General features: G+C 27.1%; 29 protein-coding genes and 1 other RNA gene. 1 reads left to right on the top strand and 29 read right to left on the bottom strand.

The annotated features are described in order from the left end of the window. Positions 1–78: 78 nt before the first annotated feature. The 26 genes from FYJ26_RS00195 to FYJ26_RS00070 all read right to left on the bottom strand — a co-directional run bounded on the left by FYJ26_RS00195 (position 79) and on the right by FYJ26_RS00070 (position 21,827). Positions 79–822 carry an HAD family hydrolase gene (locus FYJ26_RS00195; RefSeq protein WP_154538725.1) on the bottom strand — a complete coding sequence of 248 codons (744 nt, stop codon included), beginning with the start codon at positions 820–822 and terminating at the stop codon, positions 79–81. Between the two features lie 9 nt (positions 823–831). Next, entirely contained in the window at positions 832–1,158 is a 327-nt protein-coding gene (locus FYJ26_RS00190; RefSeq protein WP_154538724.1) for a hypothetical protein, read from the bottom strand. 11 nt (positions 1,159–1,169) lie between these two features. After that, entirely contained in the window at positions 1,170–1,646 is a 477-nt protein-coding gene (locus FYJ26_RS00185) for a YfcE family phosphodiesterase (RefSeq protein WP_154538723.1), read from the bottom strand. Further along, complete coding sequence (gene rdgB, locus FYJ26_RS00180) at positions 1,627–2,220, bottom strand: RdgB/HAM1 family non-canonical purine NTP pyrophosphatase (protein ID WP_154538722.1); 594 nt, start codon at positions 2,218–2,220, stop codon at positions 1,627–1,629. The genes FYJ26_RS00185 and rdgB overlap by 20 nt, the downstream gene beginning before the upstream one ends. Positions 2,221–2,276: 56 nt before the next feature. Then, complete coding sequence (locus FYJ26_RS00175) at positions 2,277–3,749, bottom strand: hypothetical protein (protein WP_154538721.1); 1,473 nt, start codon at positions 3,747–3,749, stop codon at positions 2,277–2,279. Position 3,750: 1 nt separating this feature from the next. Next, a complete protein-coding gene (locus tag FYJ26_RS00170; protein WP_154538720.1) occupies positions 3,751–5,199 on the bottom strand; it encodes a sensor histidine kinase in 1,449 nt (482 codons plus the stop codon). After that, positions 5,190–5,885: a response regulator gene (locus tag FYJ26_RS00165; protein WP_154538719.1), complete on the bottom strand. Its 696-nt coding sequence runs from the start codon at positions 5,883–5,885 to the stop codon at positions 5,190–5,192. The genes FYJ26_RS00170 and FYJ26_RS00165 overlap by 10 nt, the downstream gene beginning before the upstream one ends. Continuing rightward, positions 5,878–6,777 carry an ROK family protein gene (locus tag FYJ26_RS00160; protein WP_154538718.1) on the bottom strand — a complete coding sequence of 300 codons (900 nt, stop codon included), beginning with the start codon at positions 6,775–6,777 and terminating at the stop codon, positions 5,878–5,880. The genes FYJ26_RS00165 and FYJ26_RS00160 overlap by 8 nt, the downstream gene beginning before the upstream one ends. Then, positions 6,770–8,392, bottom strand: a complete 1,623-nt coding sequence (locus FYJ26_RS00155; RefSeq protein ID WP_154538717.1) for a nucleoside kinase — start codon at positions 8,390–8,392, stop codon at positions 6,770–6,772. Before FYJ26_RS00155 ends, FYJ26_RS00160 begins: the two co-directional genes overlap by 8 nt. Continuing rightward, positions 8,373–9,353, bottom strand: a complete 981-nt coding sequence (locus FYJ26_RS00150; protein WP_154538964.1) for an RluA family pseudouridine synthase — start codon at positions 9,351–9,353, stop codon at positions 8,373–8,375. The genes FYJ26_RS00155 and FYJ26_RS00150 overlap by 20 nt, the downstream gene beginning before the upstream one ends. Next, entirely contained in the window at positions 9,334–9,876 is a 543-nt protein-coding gene (locus tag FYJ26_RS00145; protein WP_229771180.1) for a DUF6648 family protein, read from the bottom strand. The genes FYJ26_RS00150 and FYJ26_RS00145 overlap by 20 nt, the downstream gene beginning before the upstream one ends. 40 nt (positions 9,877–9,916) lie before the next feature. Beyond that, on the bottom strand, positions 9,917–10,345 hold the full coding sequence (locus FYJ26_RS00140; RefSeq protein WP_154538715.1) for a hypothetical protein: 429 nt from the start codon (positions 10,343–10,345) through the stop codon (positions 9,917–9,919). 2 nt (positions 10,346–10,347) lie between these two features. Beyond that, positions 10,348–11,298 (bottom strand): TIGR01212 family radical SAM protein, encoded by a 951-nt coding sequence (locus FYJ26_RS00135; protein ID WP_154538714.1) that lies wholly within the window; start codon positions 11,296–11,298, stop codon positions 10,348–10,350. Next, complete coding sequence (locus tag FYJ26_RS00130) at positions 11,291–11,647, bottom strand: DUF1292 domain-containing protein (RefSeq protein ID WP_154538713.1); 357 nt, start codon at positions 11,645–11,647, stop codon at positions 11,291–11,293. Before FYJ26_RS00130 ends, FYJ26_RS00135 begins: the two co-directional genes overlap by 8 nt. 2 nt (positions 11,648–11,649) lie before the next feature. Continuing rightward, the gene (locus FYJ26_RS00125; RefSeq protein WP_154538712.1) at positions 11,650–13,050 is read right to left on the bottom strand and encodes a zinc-binding metallopeptidase family protein; all 1,401 of its coding nucleotides are present in this window, start codon (positions 13,048–13,050) and stop codon (positions 11,650–11,652) included. A gap of 11 nt (positions 13,051–13,061) precedes the next feature. Continuing rightward, a complete protein-coding gene (locus FYJ26_RS00120; RefSeq protein ID WP_154538711.1) occupies positions 13,062–13,805 on the bottom strand; it encodes a peptidylprolyl isomerase in 744 nt (247 codons plus the stop codon). A gap of 1 nt (position 13,806) precedes the next feature. After that, positions 13,807–14,658, bottom strand: coding sequence for a S1 RNA-binding domain-containing protein (locus tag FYJ26_RS00115; RefSeq protein ID WP_326831218.1), 852 nt, complete (start codon positions 14,656–14,658; stop codon positions 13,807–13,809). After that, entirely contained in the window at positions 14,627–15,415 is a 789-nt protein-coding gene (locus FYJ26_RS00110) for a YitT family protein (protein WP_229771195.1), read from the bottom strand. The genes FYJ26_RS00115 and FYJ26_RS00110 overlap by 32 nt, the downstream gene beginning before the upstream one ends. 179 nt (positions 15,416–15,594) lie before the next feature. After that, complete coding sequence (locus FYJ26_RS00105) at positions 15,595–16,497, bottom strand: kanamycin kinase (RefSeq protein ID WP_154538709.1); 903 nt, start codon at positions 16,495–16,497, stop codon at positions 15,595–15,597. A 10-nt stretch (positions 16,498–16,507) separates the two neighbouring features. Beyond that, the gene (ptsP, locus tag FYJ26_RS00100) at positions 16,508–18,217 is read right to left on the bottom strand and encodes a phosphoenolpyruvate--protein phosphotransferase (protein ID WP_154538708.1); all 1,710 of its coding nucleotides are present in this window, start codon (positions 18,215–18,217) and stop codon (positions 16,508–16,510) included. 63 nt (positions 18,218–18,280) lie between these two features. Then, a complete protein-coding gene (locus FYJ26_RS00095) occupies positions 18,281–18,541 on the bottom strand; it encodes an HPr family phosphocarrier protein (protein WP_154538707.1) in 261 nt (86 codons plus the stop codon). 56 nt (positions 18,542–18,597) lie between these two features. Further along, positions 18,598–19,605: a LacI family DNA-binding transcriptional regulator gene (locus FYJ26_RS00090; protein WP_154538706.1), complete on the bottom strand. Its 1,008-nt coding sequence runs from the start codon at positions 19,603–19,605 to the stop codon at positions 18,598–18,600. A gap of 48 nt (positions 19,606–19,653) precedes the next feature. Next, the gene (locus FYJ26_RS00085) at positions 19,654–20,097 is read right to left on the bottom strand and encodes a hypothetical protein (RefSeq protein WP_154538705.1); all 444 of its coding nucleotides are present in this window, start codon (positions 20,095–20,097) and stop codon (positions 19,654–19,656) included. Positions 20,098–20,107: 10 nt separating this feature from the next. Then, positions 20,108–20,686, bottom strand: a complete 579-nt coding sequence (locus FYJ26_RS00080) for a YtxH domain-containing protein (RefSeq protein WP_154538704.1) — start codon at positions 20,684–20,686, stop codon at positions 20,108–20,110. 75 nt (positions 20,687–20,761) lie between these two features. Then, positions 20,762–20,930, bottom strand: a non-coding RNA gene (gene ssrS, locus FYJ26_RS00075) — 6S RNA. A gap of 48 nt (positions 20,931–20,978) precedes the next feature. After that, on the bottom strand, positions 20,979–21,827 hold the full coding sequence (locus FYJ26_RS00070; RefSeq protein WP_176269337.1) for an RluA family pseudouridine synthase: 849 nt from the start codon (positions 21,825–21,827) through the stop codon (positions 20,979–20,981). A gap of 57 nt (positions 21,828–21,884) precedes the next feature. Between FYJ26_RS00070 and FYJ26_RS00065 the strand changes: the two genes are divergently transcribed. Beyond that, on the top strand, positions 21,885–22,670 hold the full coding sequence (locus FYJ26_RS00065) for an NAD(+)/NADH kinase (protein ID WP_154538702.1): 786 nt from the start codon (positions 21,885–21,887) through the stop codon (positions 22,668–22,670). On the opposite strand, the gene FYJ26_RS00060 is transcribed toward FYJ26_RS00065, so the two are convergent. Genes FYJ26_RS00060 through FYJ26_RS00050 form a run of 3 tightly spaced genes read right to left on the bottom strand, consistent with a single transcriptional unit; the run spans position 22,671 to position 25,939 of the window. After that, positions 22,671–24,194 carry a peptidoglycan D,D-transpeptidase FtsI family protein gene (locus tag FYJ26_RS00060; protein WP_229771178.1) on the bottom strand — a complete coding sequence of 508 codons (1,524 nt, stop codon included), beginning with the start codon at positions 24,192–24,194 and terminating at the stop codon, positions 22,671–22,673. Next, entirely contained in the window at positions 24,157–25,449 is a 1,293-nt protein-coding gene (locus FYJ26_RS00055; RefSeq protein WP_154538700.1) for an FtsW/RodA/SpoVE family cell cycle protein, read from the bottom strand. The genes FYJ26_RS00060 and FYJ26_RS00055 overlap by 38 nt, the downstream gene beginning before the upstream one ends. Then, positions 25,436–25,939 carry an FHA domain-containing protein gene (locus FYJ26_RS00050; protein ID WP_154538699.1) on the bottom strand — a complete coding sequence of 168 codons (504 nt, stop codon included), beginning with the start codon at positions 25,937–25,939 and terminating at the stop codon, positions 25,436–25,438. Before FYJ26_RS00050 ends, FYJ26_RS00055 begins: the two co-directional genes overlap by 14 nt. Positions 25,940–26,032 lie beyond the last annotated feature (93 nt).

The raw sequence follows: 26,032 nt of genomic DNA, 5'->3' as shown, positions 1-26,032 counted from the left end.
TAGTCATTATTGTATAATAAACTCAAAATTTAGCTAACAAAAAATTTGCAATTTAAAAATATTCATTTTTTATTTCAATTAAAATTTTTTAAATTCTACCATTAAATCTTTTAATGAGAATGTATAATTAACATCTTTTCTCTCAATATGGATTAAAGTTTTGTCTCTAATTTTATTTACCTCATTGAGATTGTGGATTAATTCATAACTTGGATTAATTGCATGAGCAAAGCCTACTTTTACAAACATTGAAAAATCACCATTTGTATCTCCATAAGCATGAGAATTATTAAGATCTATATCATACTTATCTTTTAAAAAATCTATTGATTTTTCCTTATTTTTTGAATCCCACATTGGATAAATTTCTCCTGTGAATTTTTTATCCTCATCAAAAATATATTTAGTTGCAATAGTATGATCAGCTCCATAAAGTTTTGCAAACTCTTTTACCAAAAAGTCAGGAGATCCTGATATAACAAAAACCTTATAGCCATTTTCTTTATGATATTTTATAGCATTTTTAGTAATTCTATAAATTTTACTTTTATTTATATCTATTGCTATCTTTGCATATTTGTCTATAGTTGATTTATCAAGACCTATTAAGTTTTTTTGATATAAAATTGATGCTTTATCTAGATAATCTTCATATGAGCCTTTCCTATCTTGATATTTTTGGTAAAGTGGTTTTATATATTCATACCAAGCCTTATTGTCTATGATATTGTTTTTTGTTAATAAGTAAAAATGCTCAATTAAAAGTGAATTTCTAAAAAGAGTACCATCGATATCAAAAAAAGCAGCTTTATTCTTTCCCATAACTTTTCCTTATTTATTATTATCTTTATATGTCAATTTTAGGCCATCAATTAAATTAATTATTACTGCTGTTATAATTCCAACTATAGAAGCTGTAGCTAATGATATAGATACAAAAGCAACATTAAGTCCTATATCCTTAGTAAAATTAATATATGAGAAAATAGCTAGCACTATAGAAACAATACCAAAAGCTATAGACGGATAAAATTTTGCACTTCTGCTTTCACTTGTTTTCGAAATAACAACTGTTATAGCTATAATTATCATTGTTAAAATTGGTAGAATTATTAAACTTGAAAAGTTATCTACCACTAAATTTATTAAACCTGTCATTTTATAAACCCTTAATTTATACAAATTTTCTTAATTTTAATATAATCATTTATCTCAATCATTGCCATACTCTTAATCATATCTCTAGGCAAGGATACTGAGCCTGGATTTAATAGAATTATATTAAAGTTTTCGTCATAATCTTCACAATAGGTGTGAGTATGGCCAAAAATCACCATCTCACACTCATTTTCTATCGCTTTATCTATTAATGAATTTTTAGAATAATACACATTTTCCTTATGTCCATGAACAAGTAATATCCTGTGATTATATATATTTATTATTCTTTGGTCAGGGCTAGTATTGTCCAAATAGTCGTTATTTCCCTTAACCCGAAGAGTTTTTATCCCTGATATACTTTTGATTTTCAATGCATCTTCACTAAAATCACCAGCATGTATTATGAGATTTACCTTGTTTGTATTTAAAAACTTAAGTACATCATCAACATATCCATGTGTATCACTAACTACTAATACTTTCATAATTATTTTTAATAAAATTTTTAAACTTATCCAAGGCTTTTGCCCTATGACTATATGAATTTTTTTCTTCTTCTTTCATTTCTCCAAAAGTTTTACTATTTACCCTAAATATTTGATCATAACCAAAATCCTTATCTCCATGTTCTCTATGACTTATTTCACCATTTATTCTTCCTTCAAAATAATAATCTTTGCCTCTAGAATCTATAAAACAAAGTACAGTCATAAAATATGCTTGTCTGTTGTCTTTATCTTTAAGTTCAGATAAAAGCTTATCTCTATTTTCTTTATAAGTTGGATTTTCATTTGCATACCTATGAGAATATACACCTGGTCTAAAATCAAGTGATTTTACAAATAGTCCTGTATCATCAGCGAGAGTTGGTAAATTTGTAATATCATATATAGCCTTCGCTTTTTTGTAGGCATTTTCTTTAAGTGTCTTTCCGTCTTCAACAACTTCAAAGCTATCAATATTTAAATCGCCAGGACTAAATATATTAATCTTGTCATCTAGAATTTTTTTTATTTCTCTTACCTTGTCTTTATTAGATGTTGCTAGAATAAGTTTCATATTTACCTCTTTATTAATATGTTATCAAATATCAATCTTTTAAGTCAATTAACTAATTAGTGTATTATAACATTGTTAGCATTGAATGAATCTTCCCATTTTTCAGCATATGATCCTAATCCTTGTTCAAACATTATTATTTGACTAGGATTTTGTAATTGAATAGAAAATTTGGGATTTGTGTCTATAAGACCATTTTTTATATGATAAAATAAAATCTCATCAGGACTTTGTACAACTACATATTGTCCGTTTACAAGTTCGAAATAGTCCTTGGCTTGGTAGTTTAAATTTTTGATTTGATCAACTGTTATTTCTTTATTATCTTGATCTATTAAATTCTCTCTTAAAGCAATATCAATAGGAAAAGATTTTTGTTCTATAGCTCCATCCCTTTCTAAATGATAAGATGACTGAAATTGCCATAAGCCAAGATTTCTTATCAAACCAAAATTAGTATAATCATAAGCCATTTTATCCTCATCTACAGAACCAAAATTACTATTAACTTGTTCATAAACAAGATTTTTAAACACCTGTTTGCTTTTTTCATCGCCAGCATACTCATTAATAGTCATAAATGTATTAGATTTTAATTCATCTGTCTTAACCATAGCATATTTATTAATTGGAGACTTATCTGAAACTAAATTATAATCAAATGATATATAATCTTCATTTACAAAATTAATCTTTAGGTCTAAATCTCTATTTATAAACTTGTATTTTTCTTGATTTTCTTTCTTACTTAATTCCTTTTCTAATTTTATAGGATAGGCTTTAAAGCTATCATATTTTTTACTTTGCGGATTCAACTCACATTTTAGTCTCCAAAATTCTTGTTTATTTGGAAAATAAATATGCTCTGCTTTTTCAACTCTAGCCATCCTGTTAGGGTCAATTCTTACGCAATAGGTATAGTAATAATAATTAGGAGATGATTCAGTATCTATTCTTTCTCTAACACCTATTAAAACACATATATCTCCTTCTACTTTTTTACCACTTTTTGTAGTGGTTCTTTCCTTAGATGCTCTTTTGGCATATTTTTCTACTATACTCCTGCTAACATTGTCATCAATTTTTTCAAAAACTATAATGGCATTATCTACTATCATAAAAATCTCTTGATTTGAAAGTTTTATAAAGTCCTTTGAATAAAGCTCACCTTGGCTTGCAGATAATACCTCTACATTATCTTTATCAAATATATTCTTATCTATACTTCTACTTTGTAAATATGAATTTAGGTCAACATATTTTGATGAAAACTTAGGAGGATATGCATAGTCATCATTTAATGCCACTAGGTCATTGTCAATATATAGAATATCTCCTTTTTTAATCTTATCCGAATTCTTGTTATTTGATGTACTCTTAATTTCCTTTACTTCCCAAGTTCCTTTAAGGATAGGATCTTCAATTTTAGGTGTTTCTATTAATTCAGTTACATCTTCTGGTCTTCCAAAGCTACAAGATGTTAATATAAAAATTAAAAACAATATAGAAATTTTCTTTATCTTATTCATATTAATCAATCCTTGGTAGTAATACTGTTACAGTAGTTCCTACAGTATATTTGCTCTTTATAATCAATTTTCCATCATGGGCTTTTATTATCTCTTCACATATTGAAAGTCCTAGTCCTGTTTGACTTTTTGAAGATGAGCCCTTATAAAATTTACTTGATACAAAAGCTATTTCATCTTCTTTTATACCTTCACCATTATCTTTAATATCAATACATACATTTGAATCTTCTTTTTTAATGATAACAGATATTTGTCCATCTTTTTCAGTAAATTTCATTGCATTATCAATAATATTTATAAAGACTTCTTTAAGCCTATTTTTATCTACGTGAGCAATTATTTCATCATACACAGATATAAAATCAAACTTAATTTTTTCATTTATAGACCTTGGATAAAGTTGAGTATATACCTCCTTGACAAGAGCCACTATATTTAAATCTTCTTTTTCATATTGGAAAGAACTTGATGATAGCCTTGAAAAATCCAGCAAATCTTCTACCATTAGTGATAGTCTTTCCCCTTCATTTTCTATAATAGTTAAGCCTTGATTAAGCATATCTTCATTACTTTGGATATCTTTAGATTGTAAAGTAATAGCCCAACCTTTTATTGATGTTAATGGTGTTCTGAGTTCATGTGATACTGAAGAAATAAATTCATTTTTCATATCTTCTCTTTTTATTATATTTTCACTCATAAAATTAAGAGTTTGACCTAATTCAGATATTTCATTTTTACCACTTTCATTGGCTTTCGCCTTAAAATCTCCTTGTGCTAATTTCTCTCCAACTACAGTTAATTTTTTTATTGGAACTGTCCATCTTTTAGATGCGTAATATGAAACTATAAGAGTTATTATTAAAGTTAATAGCCCAAAAAATAAATAAACTACCATTCGATTATTTACATTTTCTCTAACAATCTTAGTAGATGAAATTAATCTTAGTATACCTATTTGTTTTTCATTATCATTTAATGGATATGATAAGGCTATAACTTCTTCACCAGTTTTTGAATTTATAGTTTTTTGATATGAGTATTCTCCTTTATTCGCATTATTAACATCAGTCGAGTTGATTTTTTTCCCTATTTGACTTGACCCTAAAGAATCGAATAATACATTTGCTGAGTTATCTAATATTTGCACTTGACTTATATTATTTCTATAAAAAGAATTTTTATCTCCTATAATAATTTCAGATAAATCATATCTCGATAAATAATTTGAATAGAGAACTTGATTATATCTAGCTTGATTTAACATGGCTCCAACTAAGGCAGATTCATAATAGTTTTTTATAGATGAATATGAAAATATTTCAAAGCCTATAACAACAACTGTTACAAAAAGCATAATTATTTTCATAATACTAAAAATAATACTATTTAGATTTATATTAAAAATACCTAATTTTGATTTAGATTTCTTATTATCTAACTCCATCTATAACCCGTTCCCCATACAGTCTCAATATATTCTGGCTTGGCAGGATTTTCTTCAATCTTTGCCCTAATTCTTCTAATATTAACATCAACTATCTTAGTATCAGTGCTATAGTTATCTCCCCAAGTATCCTTCATAATCTCCATCCTACTCATAGCCTTACCCTTATTTAGAATGAAATTTTTAATTATTACAAACTCTGTAGGTGTAACATCAATCTCTTTATTGTTCTTATAAAAATTCCTAGAGTATAAATCTAGTTTAAATATCCCATCTACTAATATATCTTCATTTACTTTTTCTTTTTCATCATTTGTATAATTTACTCTTCTTACAAGTGACCTAACTCTTAAAATTAATTCCTGAGGATTGAAAGGCTTAATTATATAGTCATCACAACCTCTTTCAAGCCCTAGTATTTTATCTATATCTTGACTTTTTGCAGAAACCATTATTATTCCAGCTTTAGGATAATTCTTTCTTATACTTTCACATACTTCATAGCCACTTATACCTGGAAGCATTATATCTAAAATATAAACTTGAGGTTTTTCAATATCCGCAAGTTTAAGTGCCTCTTCTCCACTTCCAGCTTCAACTATATCAAATCCTGAATATTCAAGATTTATCTTCATAAACTGTCTTATATGATCTTCATCATCACAAATTAAGATTTTATCACTCATTTTCTAACCTTTCCATAGCAATTTTCCCAGCACCAATAATGCCAGCATCATTCAAAAACTTAGCAGGCTTTAGTTTTATTTTGCTAGCTAAATGGCAATGTTCATTAAATTTATAAATAAGCTTATCCCACCAAATTTTACTTGAATTAATAACTCCACCACCAATAATGATAATTTCTGGATCAAATATATTTCTAAGGCTAGTTAAATACCAAGATAAGTCATCAATAAATCTATTAACGACATTTTTTGCAATTTCGTCCTTTTCATATAGGTTGAAAATTTCTTCACCAGTTTTATCCTGTTGAGTTAATTGCTTATAATGTCTTCTAATTGCACTCCCAGAGCAATATGCCTCTGCACATCCACTTTGTCCACAAGTACAATACTCACCATTTGGATATAAAATTACATGACCTAATTCTGCACCTTGAAAATTTGCTCCTTCCAGAAGTCCCATCTTAGAGTTATAAACAGCTCCACCAAGTCCAGTTCCTAAAGTTATCATTACAACATCATCGTAGTTTTTAGCTGCTCCCAGCCATTTTTCACAAATCAAGGCAATATTTGCATCATTTTCTATAAAAGTTTTGATTCCAGATCTTTTTTCTATCTCTTTTTTTAAATTTAATCCAGTCCATCCATCAATATTTCCAGCAAAAGTTACAATTCCTTTTTCAGAATCTATGAAACCAGGAGTTCCAACTCCTATAGCTCTAATATCATCATCTTTTAACTCATTTATAATCTTTTCTATATTATATAATACTTTTTGAGCACCTTCTTTAGCACAGGTTTCTAATTTATATGTTTTAAGGATTTCTCCTCTTTCATTTATAACTGCACCATTTATCTTTGTGCCACCTATATCTAATCCAATTGTTTTAATCATTCTCATCTCCTATGAATTCTCTCAAAATTGAATCATCTGCAATAATCTTTGTATCTTCTATACTTTTGAAGTACGATAAGACCTTTCTAAGTTTTAGTGCCATATAATAATAATCACTGTCCTTTTTTATCTGATCAAGTGCATCTATTGCATAACTTTTTAGCGCATTAAACTCATATAACAATGATGAGTCAACATAAAAGTCTGCAGTATTTTGATATGGGAAAATATAGTTTTCTTCCCCTCTTCTTACATTAGACCAAACTTTAAGTGTTGCTTCAGTATCATAAGACCTAAATTTATTATCCCTTACTATTCTTCTTATTAGCCTATTTTCTGAGGATGAAATTCTAACATGAGGCTCAATATTTATTTGGCTAAGAACCGAAACATAGACTTTATATTTATTTTTTTCAGGTATTAATGATGTAAGACTTGGATTAAGGGCGTGAATTCCTTCAACTATTAAAACCGTCTTTTTGTCAAGTTTGATTTTTTTATCAGACATTTCCCTAATACCCTTAGTAAAATTATATGATGGCAGTTTCAATTCTTTACCTTCTATCAAATCTTGTAAGTCCCTATTAAAAGCCTTTAAATCAATTGCATTTAAACTCTCAAAATCCTTATTTCCATACTTATCCAAAGGTGTATTATCCCTGTCTAGAAAATAATCATCTGTAGAAATAACATAAGCATTTTTTCCATATACTGCCAATTGTATAGCTAGTTTTTTAGCAGTTGTAGTTTTTCCAGATGAAGAAGGACCTGCAAGCATTACTATGTTCATATCACTTCTAATTATATCATATGCACAATCTGCAAGTTGATTATTATAATAAGCTTCATTTACCTTTATCAAGGTAGATATTTTATTATCTATAACAAGTTTATTTAAATCGCTAGCATAATTAATATCAAGTAACTTTGTCCATTTTTTAGACTGTTCATAAACTCTTGTAAGTTTAACTTCTTCACTAAATTTATTTAAAATTCCATTAATCTTTTTAAAATTCAACATAATTCCTGGATAATATGATATAATTTCAAATTCTTCTATCCAAGATGTTTTAGCTAAAAGTAAGTTAGAAAAATTATAAAACCACCCATTGAATTCATATAAGTCTACTTTATTTTTATCAATAGATTTCATTAAATCTATTTTAGAATAATCTCCTTGCTTTCTAAAAATATCAATTGCTATTTCTTTTGTTACTGACTTTCTAACTATACTTATATCTTTATCAATATTATTTCTTATAATATTATATAATAATGAAATATATTCATGACTTATAGCTTTATCTTCTAACCTTACATAAAGACAATTACTCATAGAATATTCTACTACAACCGTTTGATTGTAAATACTTTTTAAAGCATCAATCAAAAGCATAGTTAATGTTGATTCATACACTGAATAAGCTAATGGCATATCCTTTTTTATTAATAAAATATCGTCATCTTGTCTTAACTTATAATTAAAATCAACAATTTTCTCATTTACTAAAGCTATAATATAATCTCTAAAACTTTTAGGAAATAACTCCTTAACTAATTCAAAAAGGTATATCTTGTTTGTATATATAGAATTATTATCTAGTATAACTTTCATTAAAAACTTTCTCCTTAAGTTTTAATAAATCCTTTGTTTGATTTGATTTAATCTCCTTATTGTTTAGATATGATAAAAACCCCTTGGTATTAAAGCTTAATTTATAAGCTAATAGAACTTGACTATCCAATCCATATTTCCTATAATCTATGCCTGATTTAAAGTACTTTCTATCACCTATTATAGGTGTATCATTTTTAAATAAAGAATATCTAATTTGATGAGTTCTACCTGTTATTAATTTACATTCAAGTAAGCTATATTTATCATTTATATCTAGAGGATGAAATTTAGTAATAATTCTCTTACCATCTTCATTTGACTTAACTATATTCTTATTTTCATTTTTTATAATATTTGTATCTATAGTAAAATCTTTGTCTACCTTTCCTTCAACAATAGTTAGGTAGTACTTATGTATTTGAGAATTTTTAATTGCTTTATTAAGCTCTCTTAAAGCCCTTGCATTTTTTGCACCTATTATAAGTCCTGCTGTATTTCTATCAAGCCTATTGACAATACTTGGTTTGAAGGTTAAATCTCTGCTGTCAACCTTATTTGTTTTATAAAGATATGAAGTCATTTGATCCACTATATTATTTCCATAGTCTTTTGGACTTGCAGCATGAGATAATACACCTTTTTTCTTATCTATAACAACAATATTGTCATCTTCATAAACTATATCTATATTAAAGTCACAATCCTTAAATTTTCTAGTATTTACCCACTTATTATAATCCTCATCCTTAATATACATCTTTACCAAATCACCCTCACAGATTAAATCATCTTTTTTTGCTCTTTTATCATTTATTTTAAAATTTTTTTTCCTTATATTTTTTTGGATTACCGATAAGGATGCATTCTTAAAATACTTTCTTAAAAATCTATCAAATCTTTGATTCGAATCATTTTTACCAATTTTAACTTCTATCATATCAATACGACTTATTAACATAGGAATCAATTTTAGACTCCTTAATTTCACTATCAAAACAGTTATTTTCAACTAATTTTCTAAGTAAACTTTTACTTTTTGAATGTAGAATAAGTTTATCATGATTTTTTAAAACTATTTCAAATATTTCACCCGTCAGTCTTTTTGACCTCAACTTAATATAATAGGCCTCTATACCACTATATTCTACAAGTTCAAGCAATCTTAAACTTGCTATATCTTTTAAATGGTAAAAGTTCTCTCTATTATTAATTAAATTTTTGTAATATTTTTTTTTCTTTGGATTGTTATGTATGTCAAAAGCCAAAGAATTAGATCTTTTTGCCATAATATTATAATATTGATAATTATAAATTGCCTCCATAACTGAAGAGATATTTGAAAATGGTTTTAAGTCAAGTTTCTTTAAATACTCATAATTTTTCTCTAAAAACTCATTTTTACCTATCCTTTTATTTGTTAGTAAGTCTATACTTTCCTTTCTCCAAGTGTTAAATGAAATTAATTTGTTTTTCTCTTCCATAATAATATCAAAAAACCGCCTCATTGAGACGGCTACTTAATTAATCTAGTAATTTAGTTTCGTGAACTTCTGCTTCGAGAGATTCAGGTATATCACTAGCCTTACAATCTAGTCCTAGATAAATATCGACGTTGCATTCATCTGATAACTTCTTTAAATCTTGTGAAATTTCTTCAATGTTATCTTTGTTAATATCTACAATATCATATATACCATCTATATATATCTTACCAATATCATAGTCTCTAGCTAAGATACCAGCAATAAAACCTCTAAATGATTCTATTGAATTAATAAAAAAGTCTGATGCATCAATAAGTCTTACAGAGTGATCTAATGAATAAATTTGATCATTATCACTATCTACAAAAACTATATTTTCATTTCCCTTTCCTTTTTCATCATTAGCTTGGTCTATTAACCATTTTGTTTTACCACTTCCTGATGGTCCTAATACTAAATAAATCATTTTTACTCTCCCTCTAATATATTATATTTCTTTTTTTGGCTCAAATCACCTTGTGAGAAACCATTTTCGTTCATATCAGCAATTATTTCATCTCTTATTACCCACCACGAACTATTCCAATTACAAAAAATTGTGTCTTCACTTGGTGCTCTTCCTACTAATCTTTGTATAGCAATATTTTTATTTAAATATCTTAAAAAGATAATAACATTATTCTTATAGTCTTCTTTTCTTGGCATTCTAAACTCATTGTTTTTATACATATTAGCTAATTTTGTATTCTTTACTATATATAAAGAATGTATTTTAACCTCATCAACAGCCAAAACATTTAATATACGTGCTGTTTCAATTATATCTATTTTCTCATCCCAAGGTAGGGATAATATTACATGAGTGCAAATATTAAAATTATATTTTTTTATTATATTGCAAGCTTTAATAAAATCAGCCAAATCTTCACACCTATTTAGGATTTTAAGACTTTTGTAATTTGCAGTTTGAAGACCAAGTTCTATTATTATATCTATTCCTGTATTTTTAGAAAAATCTTCTAAAAATTCTAGTTTTTTTTCTGTTATACAGTCACTTCTAGTAGAAATTGATATAGCTATAATATAATTCTTATTACAAGCACAAATAACTTCTTTAAATTTTTCATAGTCCATATATGTGTTTGAAAAATTTTGAAAATATGCAATGAACTTTTTTACTTTATATTTACTACCTATGTAATTCTTGTTGATTTCTAGCTGCTTTTCTACTGTAAAAAAGCTTGGTAAGTTTTCAAAACTTCCTCCAGACTCAGAACAGAATATACATCCTCCAAAACCAGCCTCTCCATCCCTGTTAGGACAGGTTAAAGACAACTTTATAGGTAGCTTATATACTTTTTGACCATATTTATTTTTATAATATTCTGAAATAGGATAATATGGTAGGATACTACTCATCCATATCCCTATCTTCTATATCTTCTATATACTCATTGATAATTCTATCTATCGAATCTTCATCCCAATAATGATTGAATAAATGATAAATTTCATCAAGCTTATCTTCATCTTCTAATGGATTTAATGTTATTTCACCACTTTCTTCATCTTCTAGTTTGTATTCTAATAAATACAATTCACTTGACTGACTATCAATCAAGGCTATATAATCTATTTCGTCAACAGAAAATATATCTAGAAGATAAGCTTCTATTGGATTATCATCAATATGAAGTTCTATAATAGCTTTTCCCTCATTTTTTTCAAATTCAACATTATGTCCATGAATTTCTAATTCTTTCGCCATATTTACTCCAAACTTTTTCTTAATTCTAACAATACTTCTTCAATTAAAGAATATGTTTTTAAAAGATCTTTATATTCAAATGTAGATTTTTCTATATCCACTTGTTTATATTTTACCCCAAGTGAAACCATATTAACATTAAATTTATGAAAAATTAAAATGCCATCTAAAGAATATTGTGTTTTAATTATCTTTAAACTTGTATTAAACAACTTCTCAAAGGCATTGGAAAATACATTTGTAAGCTTATTATTTTCATTTTGCCATGAAGGAATGGATAACCTTTCAACAATTTCTGCACCATTTATTTTTGCAGCTAATTTAATTTTTTCCATCATATCTTTTAAAGTATCTTCCGATAAAGACCTAAAGATTATAATAATATATAATTTATCATCAAAAGTCTTTGCTCTTGATAAAAGACAAGAAGATATTGCTAGTTTCGTATTACTATCTACTGAATAAATACCATTTATTGCAAGCTCTATAAAAGATGATATATGGTTATACGAATCTTCAGTCATTGGCGGATAAGAAATTTCTTCTATTTTTTCTATTTCAAATTTTAAATTTGGTTCTATCCTTAAATTTGCTCTTAAATATTCACTAGAATAAAGTTTAAATATATCTAAAAGATCATTTTCATATTTTTTATCAATAGCAATATCTACATAAGCATCTGTAGCAATTGAGTCATAAAGTCCCTTTCCATCAAAGCTAATCAAATCTATATCAACTTTGGATTTTAATTTTCTTAAGAAAGTATTAAGCATCTTAATTGCATTCTTTAGGATATTTTCTAGATTTAAAGTTGAGCTTTTTCCTAAAAGATTTTTTAAAGATATCCTATATACTAAATTATTATCCAAAAACTCTTTTTTATCAATATTTCTCCTAACAATAGGCAAATCTAAGGTAGAAAGGGTATAAGAAGCAAAACTTTCTGCAATGCAATCAGCTTCATTTAAGTTTAGATTTATTATATTGCTAGACCTAATATAAGACCTTAATGTCGTATAATCTCTATCATAATCATTAACATAATTATTTGTTAATAAAATATCAAAATTATTTATATCACTTTCTAGCAACATAATCAACAAAATCAATGATGACAGTTCAGCTACATCTAAATTAGTATTTACTACTATGTCATCATTTTCAACTACATCTATATATGAAAGTCTATTTATTTTATCACTGACATTTAAGTGAAGAACAGCCATTGCCTTGTCATTTTTGATGTAATAACAATCATTAATTAATAAAATTTTAAGACCCTTTTCCCTTGCTTTTGACAAGATGAACTTTATTAATGATTTCTCATCATCAATTACTTTTATATAATCGCCTAAGTCTTTGGCTATTGTTCTAAACTTATATTTATAATCTGAATTGTCCATAGCATTTGCTCTTAATAGTATTTTTTAACTTCTACTTTTTCTTTAATTTTCCCAACTTTTTCAAGATATTTTTCTTGTCTTTTAATCATTAGCAAAGTATCGTGTATTCTATCTTTAATCTCATCAAATTCTGGTAGAAATGATTCATGAACATGGTCTAGTTTAATAATGTGATAACCAAATTGGCTTTTTACAGGTTCAGATATTTCTCCTTCACTAAGTTTCTCTAAGGCATCTTCAAATTCTTTTACCATTGTTCCCTTTGGAAATTCACCCAAATCTCCACCCTTAGAACCCTTATCTATAGAATATTTATCTGCAGCATCTTCAAAAGATCTGCCTCCTTTAATTTCTTTTAAAATTTTATTAGCCATATTTTCATCTTCAACTAAAATATGACTAGCTTTATATGTCTTTGGTTTTTTTATTATTTCTTTATTGTTATCATAATATTCTCTTATTTCAACTTCATCAACTTTTATATCCTTAAATAGAAGATGCATAGCATAATTTTTAAGCATATTTGACTTTGTAATATCTAATTCTCTTAAAAACTCTTCATCTTCATCAAGTTTATTTTCTTTAGCATCAATATACATAAGTTCTTGATTAACCAATTCATCAGTAATTTGATTTATTCCTTGTGGATTTAGAAATTGATTTCCACCTTGCATTTTAGAAATAAAAGCTATTACGTCTTCTTGACTTATCTCTTTGTCATTTACACTTGCTAATATTTTTTTATTTTCTGTCATTTTATCTCCTCATTAACTCTATTTTATTAGAAAAAATTCTTATGTATTTTTCCTTATAAAGTCTACCTATAGCTCTTTTAAAGGAAGACTTTGAGAGTCCAAAAATCCTATATATTTTATCAGGGCTTGACTTATCTCCTAGATTTACTAAACCATCATTTTCATAAAGATAATCTAAAATTTTTTCACTATCTGAATCTATCTCTAGATAGGCTCTTTTTCTATTAGTAAGTTCTATTTTACCATCTTCTTTTACTTCTTTGACTCTTAGTTTTAGCAGTTCACCTTCTATATGAACTCCCTTAAGTTCATTTATTCTTAAAAGAGAATCATATTGATTATTTATAGCTACAAATGCTCCTATATGTTTATTAATAGAATATATCCTGCCTTCCACTATGTCATTTTCCTTAAAATTATGGTCAAGAGATAAAAACTCCCTAATCTTAGTAGTTAATATAAGCATATTATCCTTATCTAACATAACTCCAACTGGATAAGTCATATCTTTAAAAAGCTTGTAAGATTTTTGGTCCTTTGGCATTAATAATTTTATATTATTTCCAAACAAAAAATAGGCACCTTTTTTATCTATATCTATACATTTTAAACTATAGACTTTATGTTCTATGATACTTAAATTACAACTTGCCCTCAAAACATTATTAATGTCATAATATATATAAGCCTTTACTTTATCCCCTTTTTTATTATTGTACACTTGCTTGCTATCTATTAAAGCATCTCCAAAGCAAGTCTTAAGATATGCTTTATTTTTAGCAAATCTTTTTATAATTAAATTTTTAATTTTTTCACTCCTATCATTCAAATACATTGTATGTAAATCCTTCACCATAAACTTCTGATATAGTATGTGTAAATACAAATGCATTTTTATCAATATCTAATATATCATCTCTTATAGATGGAAATCTTCTAAATGGGACAACCGTAAGAATAATATCCCTTTTTTTATGAGAATAACCACCTTCAGATTTATATAAGGTAACACCTCTATCATATTTACTTAATAGCATCTTATTAATTTCTTCACTATAATCACTAATTACTGTGATAGCAATTTTTCTGCCTAAACCTTGAATGAAATAGTTAAATCCAACTGATTGTATTATAACTGTCATAACAGCATATAAAGCTTTTTCTATGCCAAATTCAGTAACTGCCATCATAACAACTAAAAAATCTATAGCAAACAAACATTTAGCTAAGGTTATTGAAAAATATTTATTTAAAACGGCAGCAATTATATCGGTTCCACCAGAAGAAGCATCATTGAAGAATATTCTACTTAAAGAATATGAAACTATTCCTGCACCGAAAAGCACATTTATAATAACATCATTGGTCAAAATAGTATCTGGAAATACTCTTTCAAAAAACATAATCCCTAATGAAACAATCGTTGCTGAAAGAATAGATTTTTTTCCAAAACTTTCCCCCATAAATACAAATGCTACAATAAATAAAATAATATTTAAAATTAAAGACCATTGTCCAACTGTTAAAAAACTAAACCATTTAGAAATTATTATAGAAATTCCAGTAACTCCACCAGAGGCTATACTATGTTGCACAAGAAAAAAATACATTCCAAATGAAAGCAATAATGAATTAAATATTATACTTATAATTTTATTAACTTTGTAATTCATTTTTCCCATCCTTATGTAAAATATCAATTAAATATTATCATATTATATATTATATTACAAAATAAACAATAATGAAAAAGGACTCTTGCTTTAAATATAGCAAAAATCCTTTAAATTTACACCCATGATGGTATTATAGTTGAAAAATTATCATACATTAAAATAATCTTCTCTATTTCCTCTTCGTTTAAGTAAGATTCTTTATTTTCTCTTATATTAACTAAGGATTCTAGTAAGTAATAAGCTTGGTATAGGCTTAATAGCCTAAAAAATTTCCTAGATACTTGTTCACCCTCATGGTAAGATTCTAAAACTCCTTTAGCAAAATCAGGACTCGTAATGGAAATCTTATTTATATTAACAAAATCCGATATTCCATCACCAACTTTCAAATCTTTAAGACCTCTTATGTCTATTTTATCATTATCATATATTCTTATATTTTTGTCATTTAAACCCTCATACAAAATATTTGATGAGGTATTTTTACATATATAAGAATTATTTTGTAGATAATCTATCAATATATAATCATTAACACCATTATTTTTGTTAAGTCCTTGCCTATATAAGAGCAAGTTTATCTTTGTTTCAATTTTTTTATGCCAATCGTAATCTAAATTGGAGTCAATTTTTTTCATATGGATTTTTTTTAAAATCTCTCCAAATTTAAGTCCAATATTATATACCTCTTTACTAGAATATTTACTTATATATTCTTTTAAAGATATTTCATTTCTAAATTCAAATACCTTGTATGACTTATCTAAGTCAGGCATAATTCCGATTTCATATAAGTCTAAAGGATTGACATCTATACTTCTAAGGTAATTATTAATTTCATTTTCTTTTTTTAAATTATCAAAATCTTCTATAGGATACAATCCAACCACATAGGTAATACCATTAAAATCAAATTTTAATTTATTTGATGAAATTTTGCTAAGCTTTTTTATATTATTTATGTCATTTTTAAAAATGTTAGTTCTTTTAATTATATCAAAAGCATTTTTATCCATATTATTACCATCAATTATGATTATCTACTGCCTCTTCTACTTTATTTACATCTTCTAAATCAAGTATTTTTTCAGCAAATTTCTTTTCTTCCTCATAAGAAGAATTTAAAATAATATCTTTGACTTGTGGCAACTTTGATGCTGAACCAGAAAATTCATCCAATCCTAGACCTAATAATAATTTAGTAGCTCTTGTATCTGAAGCAAATTGTCCACACATGCCTGTCCATTTACCTTCCTTATGACTTTCATCAATTACATGCTTAATTGACCTAATTACAGCAGGATTAAAGTTGTTGTACAAATCAGAAATATTTTCATTACCTCTATCACAGGCTAATGTATATTGTGTAAGATCGTTAGTTCCTATTGAAAAAAAGTCTGAATATTTAATAAGTTTATCTGCCATAATTACAGATGCAGAAGTTTCAACCATTATACCTAAATCTACATCCTTATTATAAGCAATACCTTCATTGTCTAAGTCTTTTTTAATATCTTCTAGTATATTACGAGTTTTCTTTATTTCATCAACAGATATTACATATGGAAGCATTATCTTTAAATTACCAAAAGCAGAAGCCCTTAATAATGCTCTTAATTGATCTCTAAATATATCTTCGTGATCTAAACAAAATCTTATTGCTCTATAACCTAAAAATGGGTTTTCTTCTTTAGGAAAATCATAATAATCAAGTCCCTTATCACCACCAATATCGAGCGTTCTTACAACTAAAGGTTTTTCACCAAGCATTTGTGTAGCCTCTTTATATACTTCAAATTGTTCTTCTTCAGTTGGAAAATGATCATTCTCCATATATAAAAACTCTGTTCTAAATAAATCTACACCATCACATCCATAGTCAATCGCAACTTTTAAATCTTCAATATTACCAATATTTGCTGAAACTTCACATGTTCTACCATCCTTAGTTTTTGCTTCTAAGTTTTTGACTTTTTCAAGTCTTTGTCTTTCAACTCTTTGCTCTTCAATAATTTTTGAATATTCTTCAATCTCAGCTTTACTTGGATTTATAATAAGCTCTCCATTATTACCATCAATTATAGCCATTTCTCCACCCTTAACTTTTGAAGAAATTCCTGTCATTCCAACTATAGCAGGAATATCTAAGTTTTGAGCTATAATTGAAACGTGAGATGTTTTACCACCTAAATCAGTAGCAAAACCCAAAACTTTGGCTTTGTTCATATTTGATGTATCTGATGGTGTTAGTTCCTTTGATATAATTATGAAATCCTCATCTAGTTTGGATAAATCTTTTGGTACAACACCCTTTATTTTACATAAAACTTGGAAACCGATGTCTTTATAATCGTCAGCTCTCTCTTTAAGGTATTCATCATCTAAAGAACTCATAACTTCAATCATTTGATCAACTGTTTCACTTGTAGCAAGTTCGGCATTCTTGTTATCATTAGAAATACTTTCTTTTATAGAGTCTAGAAAATAAGGATCTTGCAATAATTCCTTATGTGCTCTAACAATATTTAGCATTTCTTCATTCTCTTCACTAATTTCTTTTTTTTCAAGATTTTTAAAATATGAGCTTATAGCATCTTCAACCCTTTTTATTTCTTTATCTTTTTCTTTGTCTTCAATTAAAGATTTGTCAATGATTAATTCTTCCTTTGTAAAAAGAAATAGTTTTCCTATTGCGACACCGTTAGATGCTATAATGCCTTTATATCTTTCACTCATACACTAATATCCTTTCTGAAATTGTAAAAATATAGAGGTACTATTAAGTACCCCTAATATTAATTACTCTGATAAATTATCTATAAAATCAGTTAATTTGTCTGCAAATTCTTCTTCGTCTTCACCTTCAACAATGATACCAATTTCTGTACCTTTTGAAATTCCTAGACTCATAACATTAAATATACTCTTAGCATTTGCTTCTTTTCCATCTTTTACTAACTTAACATCTCCTGGATAATTTTTTACAAATTGCACCAAAGAAGCTGCTGGTCTTGCATGTAGACCTGTTTCATTAGTAACAACAATTTTTCTTTCTGCCATAATTGCCTCCTAAAATTTTATAATATTATTTTAACATTTAAATAAGTTACTTTCAACTATCGACTTTTTGTACTATCGCGAGATATAAGTTGTGCATCAAGAATCCAATTATTTTCTAGAATATCTTCCTCTCCCCTAATTCTTTTAATTAGAGCCCTTATACAAATGGCTCCAATATCATAATTAGGAATAGATACAGTTGTAAGTTTTGGTCTGTAGACTCTAGAAATTTCTGAATCACCAAATCCAACTACAGAAAAATCATCTGGCACTTTGATGCCATTATCATAGCAATAAGCTATAAATCCAACTGCAACTTGATCGTTTATAAAGCTTATAGCACTTAAATTTTTGCTTTTAACTTGTGAAATAACCTCTTCACCTATATTATACCCATCATCACTTGAATTTCCACGAGCTTCTATAATTATAGGTTCGAGATTTTTCTTCTCCATAAACTTTTTATAGCCTTCTATTTTTATATCAGAAAGATAGTCATGATCTTTCTTGGTTACATATGCAATATTTTCATGTCCTAATGAATTTAAATATTCAATTAACTTATACTGTTCATTGAGATAATCTATTTTTACAGTATTTAATTTCTTAAAGTCATGGAACTTATCAAGTAAAATGAAAGGAGTTTTATTATCTCTTAATTTTACTAGAACTTCTGCTGAAATATTTTCACTTATTACTACAATTCCTTCAACTTGTTTTGTAGACAAGAATTCTATAGCATTTTCAAGTGCGTTATCATCACCATATGTAGATGATAATATAATATCATACTTATACAAGTGACCTATTTCCTCAACACCTCTAATCAATTGATCCATATATTCGATACCAATATCCTCTACAATTACTCCAATTAAATTAGACTTTTTCATTACTAGACTTCTTGCAAGTTCATTAGGTTTAAAATCTAGCTTGTTTATTGCATCTAGTACTTTTCTTCTTGCTTCAGGGCTTACTGGCTTTGAATCATTCATTACCCTAGAAACAGTAGAAATTGACACTCCAGCAAGTTTTGCAACATCTTTAATAGTAGGTTGTGCCATATAATCTCCCTTCATTTTTAATATAATAAAAGGTCATCTATTGATGACCTATCTTCCTGCTATAACATTTCTAACTATATCAACTACATCCATAATTAATGAGGCATAGTCATTTATTGACGCTATTCCTTCTCCAAAGGTATCTGTAGTATCGACCACACTTTCTCCAAAATAATTAACTGTATCTTTAACATCAACAGTTATATCGCTTACATTAGAGATAGCTAAATTAGCGTTAGAGATAGCCATCTTTAGATTAGGATCAGATACTAGTCCATTTACATTATCTACTAAAGTATTAGCTTGATCAACTAAAGTTGGTAATTTATCTATAACGTTGTCTAGGTTATCTTTATTTTTATCTACTATTTTTTGTATAGACTTTACTAAATTAATTGCATTTTTCAAAAATAAAGCAAGAAATATAATAGCAATAATGCCTACTAGTAATAAGATAATATCAGCCATTAATCTTATATTTATTGTAACCATTAATTACTCCTTACTTATTTCTTTTTTTATCTTCAGCTCTTCTTACTTCCCCAGCTTTTTTTTCTGTTTCTTTAACTACATCTTTGCTTTCTTCTATACCTTCTTTAACTTCTTCAGATGCTTCCTTTGCCCCTTTTTTGGCAGCATCCTTAACATTTTTCGCATCTTCCTTAATTACCTTAACTTCGTCTTTTACATCTTTGGTATTTTCTTTAACAATTTCTTTAAAATTTTCAGTAGTCTTTTTAACTGTATCAATACCTTCTTCTATACCTTCTTGTATAGGTTGTAATTCAGTATATGCCCTATCTTTAAAATCTATATAAGATTCTTTAGCATTTTCTACCATATCACTTGTGGAATCTTTTACAGTATTTACAGTAGAATCTATTGAATTTTTGATATCTTCTCTTAGTTTTTTACCTGATTTTGGAGCAAGTAATAATCCAGCTGCAACTCCTGCTAATGCACCAACTATTGCACCTTGAGTTCTCATTCTGCTATCATGGTTTCTTACTTTCCATATCTCATATTTAAGTTCTCTTTGTTTTTTTTGTGCTTTACTTTCAATATAATCAGCTATACTCATAGTATACTCTCCTTTAAATTATTTATTGTCTTATTTAAGTTAATACCCAACTTTAAGAAAAAAATAACATAAAATAAAAAATCCAAGGTGGTCCTTATATTTAATACCTTCGCGTATGTGAAGGTGGGTTTGCTATTTGAAATCTCTGACTTCCACTCAAAGGAGGCTTGCCATCAAAGTCAAAACTCCGCAATCCCTTATAAATGTTGTAGGTTTAAATTTGGACCTTGCTCCTTGGAATATATTTATTATATATCATGAAAAGCATAATTGCAAATATGTTTTTAAAGTACTAAATCCCTAAATTTAAGTATTTATCGAATTGTGGTCTTGATAGTATCGTTATCTTTTTATTATCTCTAAAACATGAAAATTCAAGTTTATAACTATGTAAAAGAAATCTATCTAGCTTATATTTGCTTCCATATAACTTATCTCCTAAAATAGGGTGACCTATACTTGATAAAGATAACCTTATTTGGTGAGTTTTACCAGTTAATAATTTAGATTCTACAAGTGAAAAATTGTTATATATTTTCATGCTCTTAAAATAAGTTCTTATCTCTTTTCCCTCAGGGTATAATTCCATTTTTTTTAAATTACTATTGTAATTTATATTTAATTTCAACTCTCTATCTATATTAAGTTTTCCATCAACCAATGAAATATAAAATTTATTAACATTGTTTTTTTCAATCTCACCTTGATAAAATGCTTGAGCATATTTATTTTTTGCAATTAGCATTATCCCCGAAGTATTCATATCTAGTCTGTTTATAAGTCTTATCTTTGACCTTATATTATTTTCTTTAAAATAATAAGCTATATAATTAGATAAACTTTCTTGATTTTTAGAATTTACAGTTAGGTTAGCCTCTTTATTTACAGCAATTATATCCTTATCTTCATATAATATATCTAATTTTTTGTAAATTGTTTTATAATCTAAATTTTCATCTTCAATTGAAATCTTAACAAGATTACCTTTATTTAGATTAATATTTCTTTCGGTTTTATTTCCATCTATAGTCAATAATCCATTATTTATTAATTTCTTATATGATCTTTTTGAAATAGACTTTTCTAATAAAAATTTTTTTAAGGAAATTTCCTTATCCACTTTAAATTTAATAGATTCCACAATGTGTCCTTTCATTAGTGTGTTATAATAATTATATATTAAGAAAGGTAAGTTACAATGACTAAAATTATTAACATTTTTAAAAATAAATCTAGATATAGTAAAAGTATATATAATAAAACTAAAGAAATATTAAAAGATTATGGTTATGAAGTATCGAATTCTTATAATTCTGATGCTTGTCTAAATTTAGTAATAGGTGGAGATGGCACATTTTTAAATGCTGTTAAAAACTCAAAATTTTCTACTATTCCTTTTATTGGTATAAATACTGGACATTTAGGATTTTACCAAGAAGTAGCAGCTGAAAATATCGAAGACTTTGTTAAAAGCTTTCACGAGAATAATTACAAAATAGAAAATTTGCCAATATTGGAATCAAGAGTAGGTAAGTCTGTATATTATTCTGTTAATGAAGTGGTAGTTAAAAGCAACAAAAATCAATTAATAAGATTAAGACTATTTATTGATGGTAATTTTATTGAAAATTTCTCAGGAGATGGCTTAATTATATCAACCCCACACGGTTCGACTGCTTATAACTTATCTGCAAATGGTGCTATATTACATCAATCTTTAGACGGTTTTCAACTTACTCCAATAGCTCCTGTTTTTTCATCTTTAAATAGGTCCTTAAAGGCTCCTATAGTATTACCTAAAAATGCAGAAGTTGAGATTAATGTAAGCAAAAGGGATAGTCACCATACTGTTTTCATATTTGATGGAAAAGAATTTAAAAGCAAAAGTTTTAAAATCAGAACAAAAATTGCTGATAAACAACTAAAAAAGCTTATTTTAAATAAAAATCACTATTGGACTAATATTAAAAATAAGCTATTATAATTAATCTAAATTTACATTATTTACTATAGAATTTACTAATTGCCCTGCTAAAGGAGCAGCTATTTCTCCACCTGTTGAACTTGTATTTTCTAATACAACTGCAAAGGCGATTTTTGGATCATAGGCTGGTGCAAAACCTACAAACCATGCATCAGTCGCTCCATCATCTCTATCTGCGGTTCCTGTTTTTCCAGCTATTTGTACAGATTGTATATAAGCTCCGGTACCTGTTCCTCTGTTTACAACATCTACCATATAGTCTCTTATAGTATTTGCGTTCTCCTCGCTAGTTGCTTGTGATAAAACTTCACTTTCACTTTTCTTTATTTCTTTACCATCCTTATCAACCACATTGTTAACAAGTCTAGGCTGCATCATCTTTCCATTATTTGCTATAGCAGATGCTATCATAGCCATATGCAAAGGTGTTACTTGAGTTTTTCCATATCCAAATCCTGTCATAGCTAAATCAACTTGGTTTAGTTCTTCATAAGGAATCTTTGAATTGATTTTTTCAAGATCAAACTTATAATCCCTATTAAACATATATCTTTCAGTAACTTCCTTATAAAAGTTTTTACCAAGCTCATCTGTCTTTGATGCAAAATAAGTATTTACAGAGTTTAAAAATGCACTTCTTAAGTTTATACTTCCATAGGAATATCCACCATAGTTTTTAATATCATAGCCTTGTATAGTTACCTTACCTGTATCATTAAAACTCGTGTCAATCTGACTATCCAAAATAGCATCAGCAGTTACTATCTTCATAGTTGAGCCTGGTCGATATATCCCTTGACTTGTTCTATTTAATAAAGGAGCGTTATTCGATTGTACTAGGTTTTCCCAGTCACCTTCTATAGTATTTGGATTATAAGATGGTTTTGATACCAAAGCTAAAACTTCTCCATTTCTTGGATCCATAACAACTATAGAACCAATATTATTTCCTAAAACTTCATAAGATATTTCTTGTATTCTTTGATCAATAGTTAAGTTTAAATTATTTCCAATACCAGATTGTTCGACCATGTCCCTAATTTTAGATGTAGCCTGATCAGATATATTTAATAATTCTTTGTTATAGGTTTTTTCAAGACCGCTTTTGCCATACTTTACAGAATTATAACCTGTAAATGTAGAATTTACAAATGGATTTGTATATATTCTCTGACTATTACCTTTTTCATCCCTTTCACTATAAACTAAAAGCTCACCATTTCTATCATAAATATTTCCTCTTTTAATCACATTTTCATTAATCCAAAGTCTTTTATTATGACTGTTATCAGCTACTGTTTGTGATCTAAATAGTTGAAAATAAACAAGATAAAGTACTATGGTTAAGAATAAGAATATAAATAAAATCATAACATATATTAATCTTTTATTCATAGTAGATTTTTCTAAAAAGTGATTTTCACTGTCTTCTTTTAGTCTTTGAGATTTTTCCATTTCCAAAATTTTTTTAAATAGGGATTTTTCTCTATCTTTGCTTTTTTTGTTTTTGTTTTTCTTTTTCATCATTATCACCATTTTCCATTTTTTGACCAGAAAATTGCAAACAAGCTAGAAGTATAAATCCTGCAATCATAGATGAGCCACCAGCAGATATAAATGGAAGTGTAACCCCTGTTAAAGGTATTAACTTTAATACTCCTCCCAATATTATGAAGGTCTGAAGAGCAAATAAACTTCCTATGCAAAAGGCAAGTATAGAAAAAAATTTATCTTCTTGTTGTAAGGATATTTTTATAGCCCTATATACTAAGATTAAAAATAATAATACCACAGCAATTCCCATAAATATTCCATACTCTTCACAAATTGCAGGAAATATAAAATCACTTTCTGCAACTGGTATATAATCCGGCCTACCAAGTCCAATTCCTGTACCAAATAGTCCACCGCTTGCAAGAGCAAATAGAGATTGGGTTATCTGATATCCCTTATCATCAATCACAGACCATGGATCTATCCATGTTTCTACCCTCACTTTTATATGTGAGAATAGAAAATATGCAAGAATTGAGCCAAGAACTATAAATATTATATTAAGAAGTATAAGTTTTCTATCCCTTTCATAAACAAATTGGGCTAAAATCATAGTTGCAAAAAATATTATTGCTGTTCCTAACTCTCTTTGTATAAAAAACATTAGAATAAATACATATATCCCTATATTTAAGTAATACTTTCCAAAAGCCATCTTCCTAAATTTATTATAGTTGGTATAGTAACTTGCAACAAAAAATACAAATGGAATCTTTATAAATTCTGAAGGTTGTAAGGAAAAGGGTCCTATATTAATCCAATTTTTTGCTCCACCAGAAGCAAAACCAAATATTAAAGTTGCAATAAATAAGAATATAGATATTAAAAAGTAAAATAGTATATGCTTATCCCAATTTCTCTTACTTTTTAATATAAAATAAGTAATAAAGAAAACAAATATGCCTATTATATAAAAAATCAGCTGTCTTTGCCCTATAGCAGGATTTAACCTATATATTATTGCAACTCCAATTGCAAAAAGCATATTTACAATTAATAGTAAAATATTATCAGTCTTAGTAATTTTTTTTACTAGAACTGATGAAGCCATAGTCAATATTAAAATAGACAGATAGGCATAAAAATCCTTATTGCTTATATTTTCTATATTATAGATCATAGAAAGACTAAGGGCTAAAAACTCAAATATAAATAAAAGAACTAAAGCATTCGTCTTATATTTTTTTTGTAGGATAATATTTTTATTTTCCTCAATCATTCTCATCACCATTAATAAATAAAAATTTCAATTCTCCAAATTTAATAATATCTTTACTTTTTAGCTCAATTGCATCAAAAATTCTTTCATCATTTAAATATGTTCCATTTGATGAGTTTAGATCCTCTAAAAAGTAAATTCCCTTATCTAATATAATCCTAGCATGAAAATTTGATAAAAATTGGTCTTTAATACATATAGTATTTCTATCATCTCTACCAATACTATTATCTTCACCTATGTAGTAGTATTCTTGTATTTTAAACTTATATTCATCATTTTTGCTAATTAGTTTAAGATAGGTATCAGATATTTTCTCTTTTCTAATAACGTATCTTACGTCATAATATATTATCTTTATTATGGAGTATATAAAATACAATACTATTACAACAAAAACATATTTTAAAATTGTTGACAATAGTTGATAAAGTGTCATATTTCCAAAAACATGGATCGAAAATACTCTATCTATAAAGTTAAAAAATAGATCCATAAAATCCTCCTTGAATTTCACTTTATTCATTTTATCAGATATTTCAAATACTTTAAAATAAACTTGTGAAAAACATATAAGTTAAAAAGGGCT

This window comes from Anaerococcus porci, from assembly GCF_009696575.1.
Classification (GTDB): Bacteria; Bacillota; Clostridia; order Tissierellales; family Peptoniphilaceae; genus Anaerococcus; species Anaerococcus porci.
The sequence above is the reverse complement of the archived record's forward strand: the minus strand, read 5'-3'. Positions and strand labels throughout refer to the sequence as shown.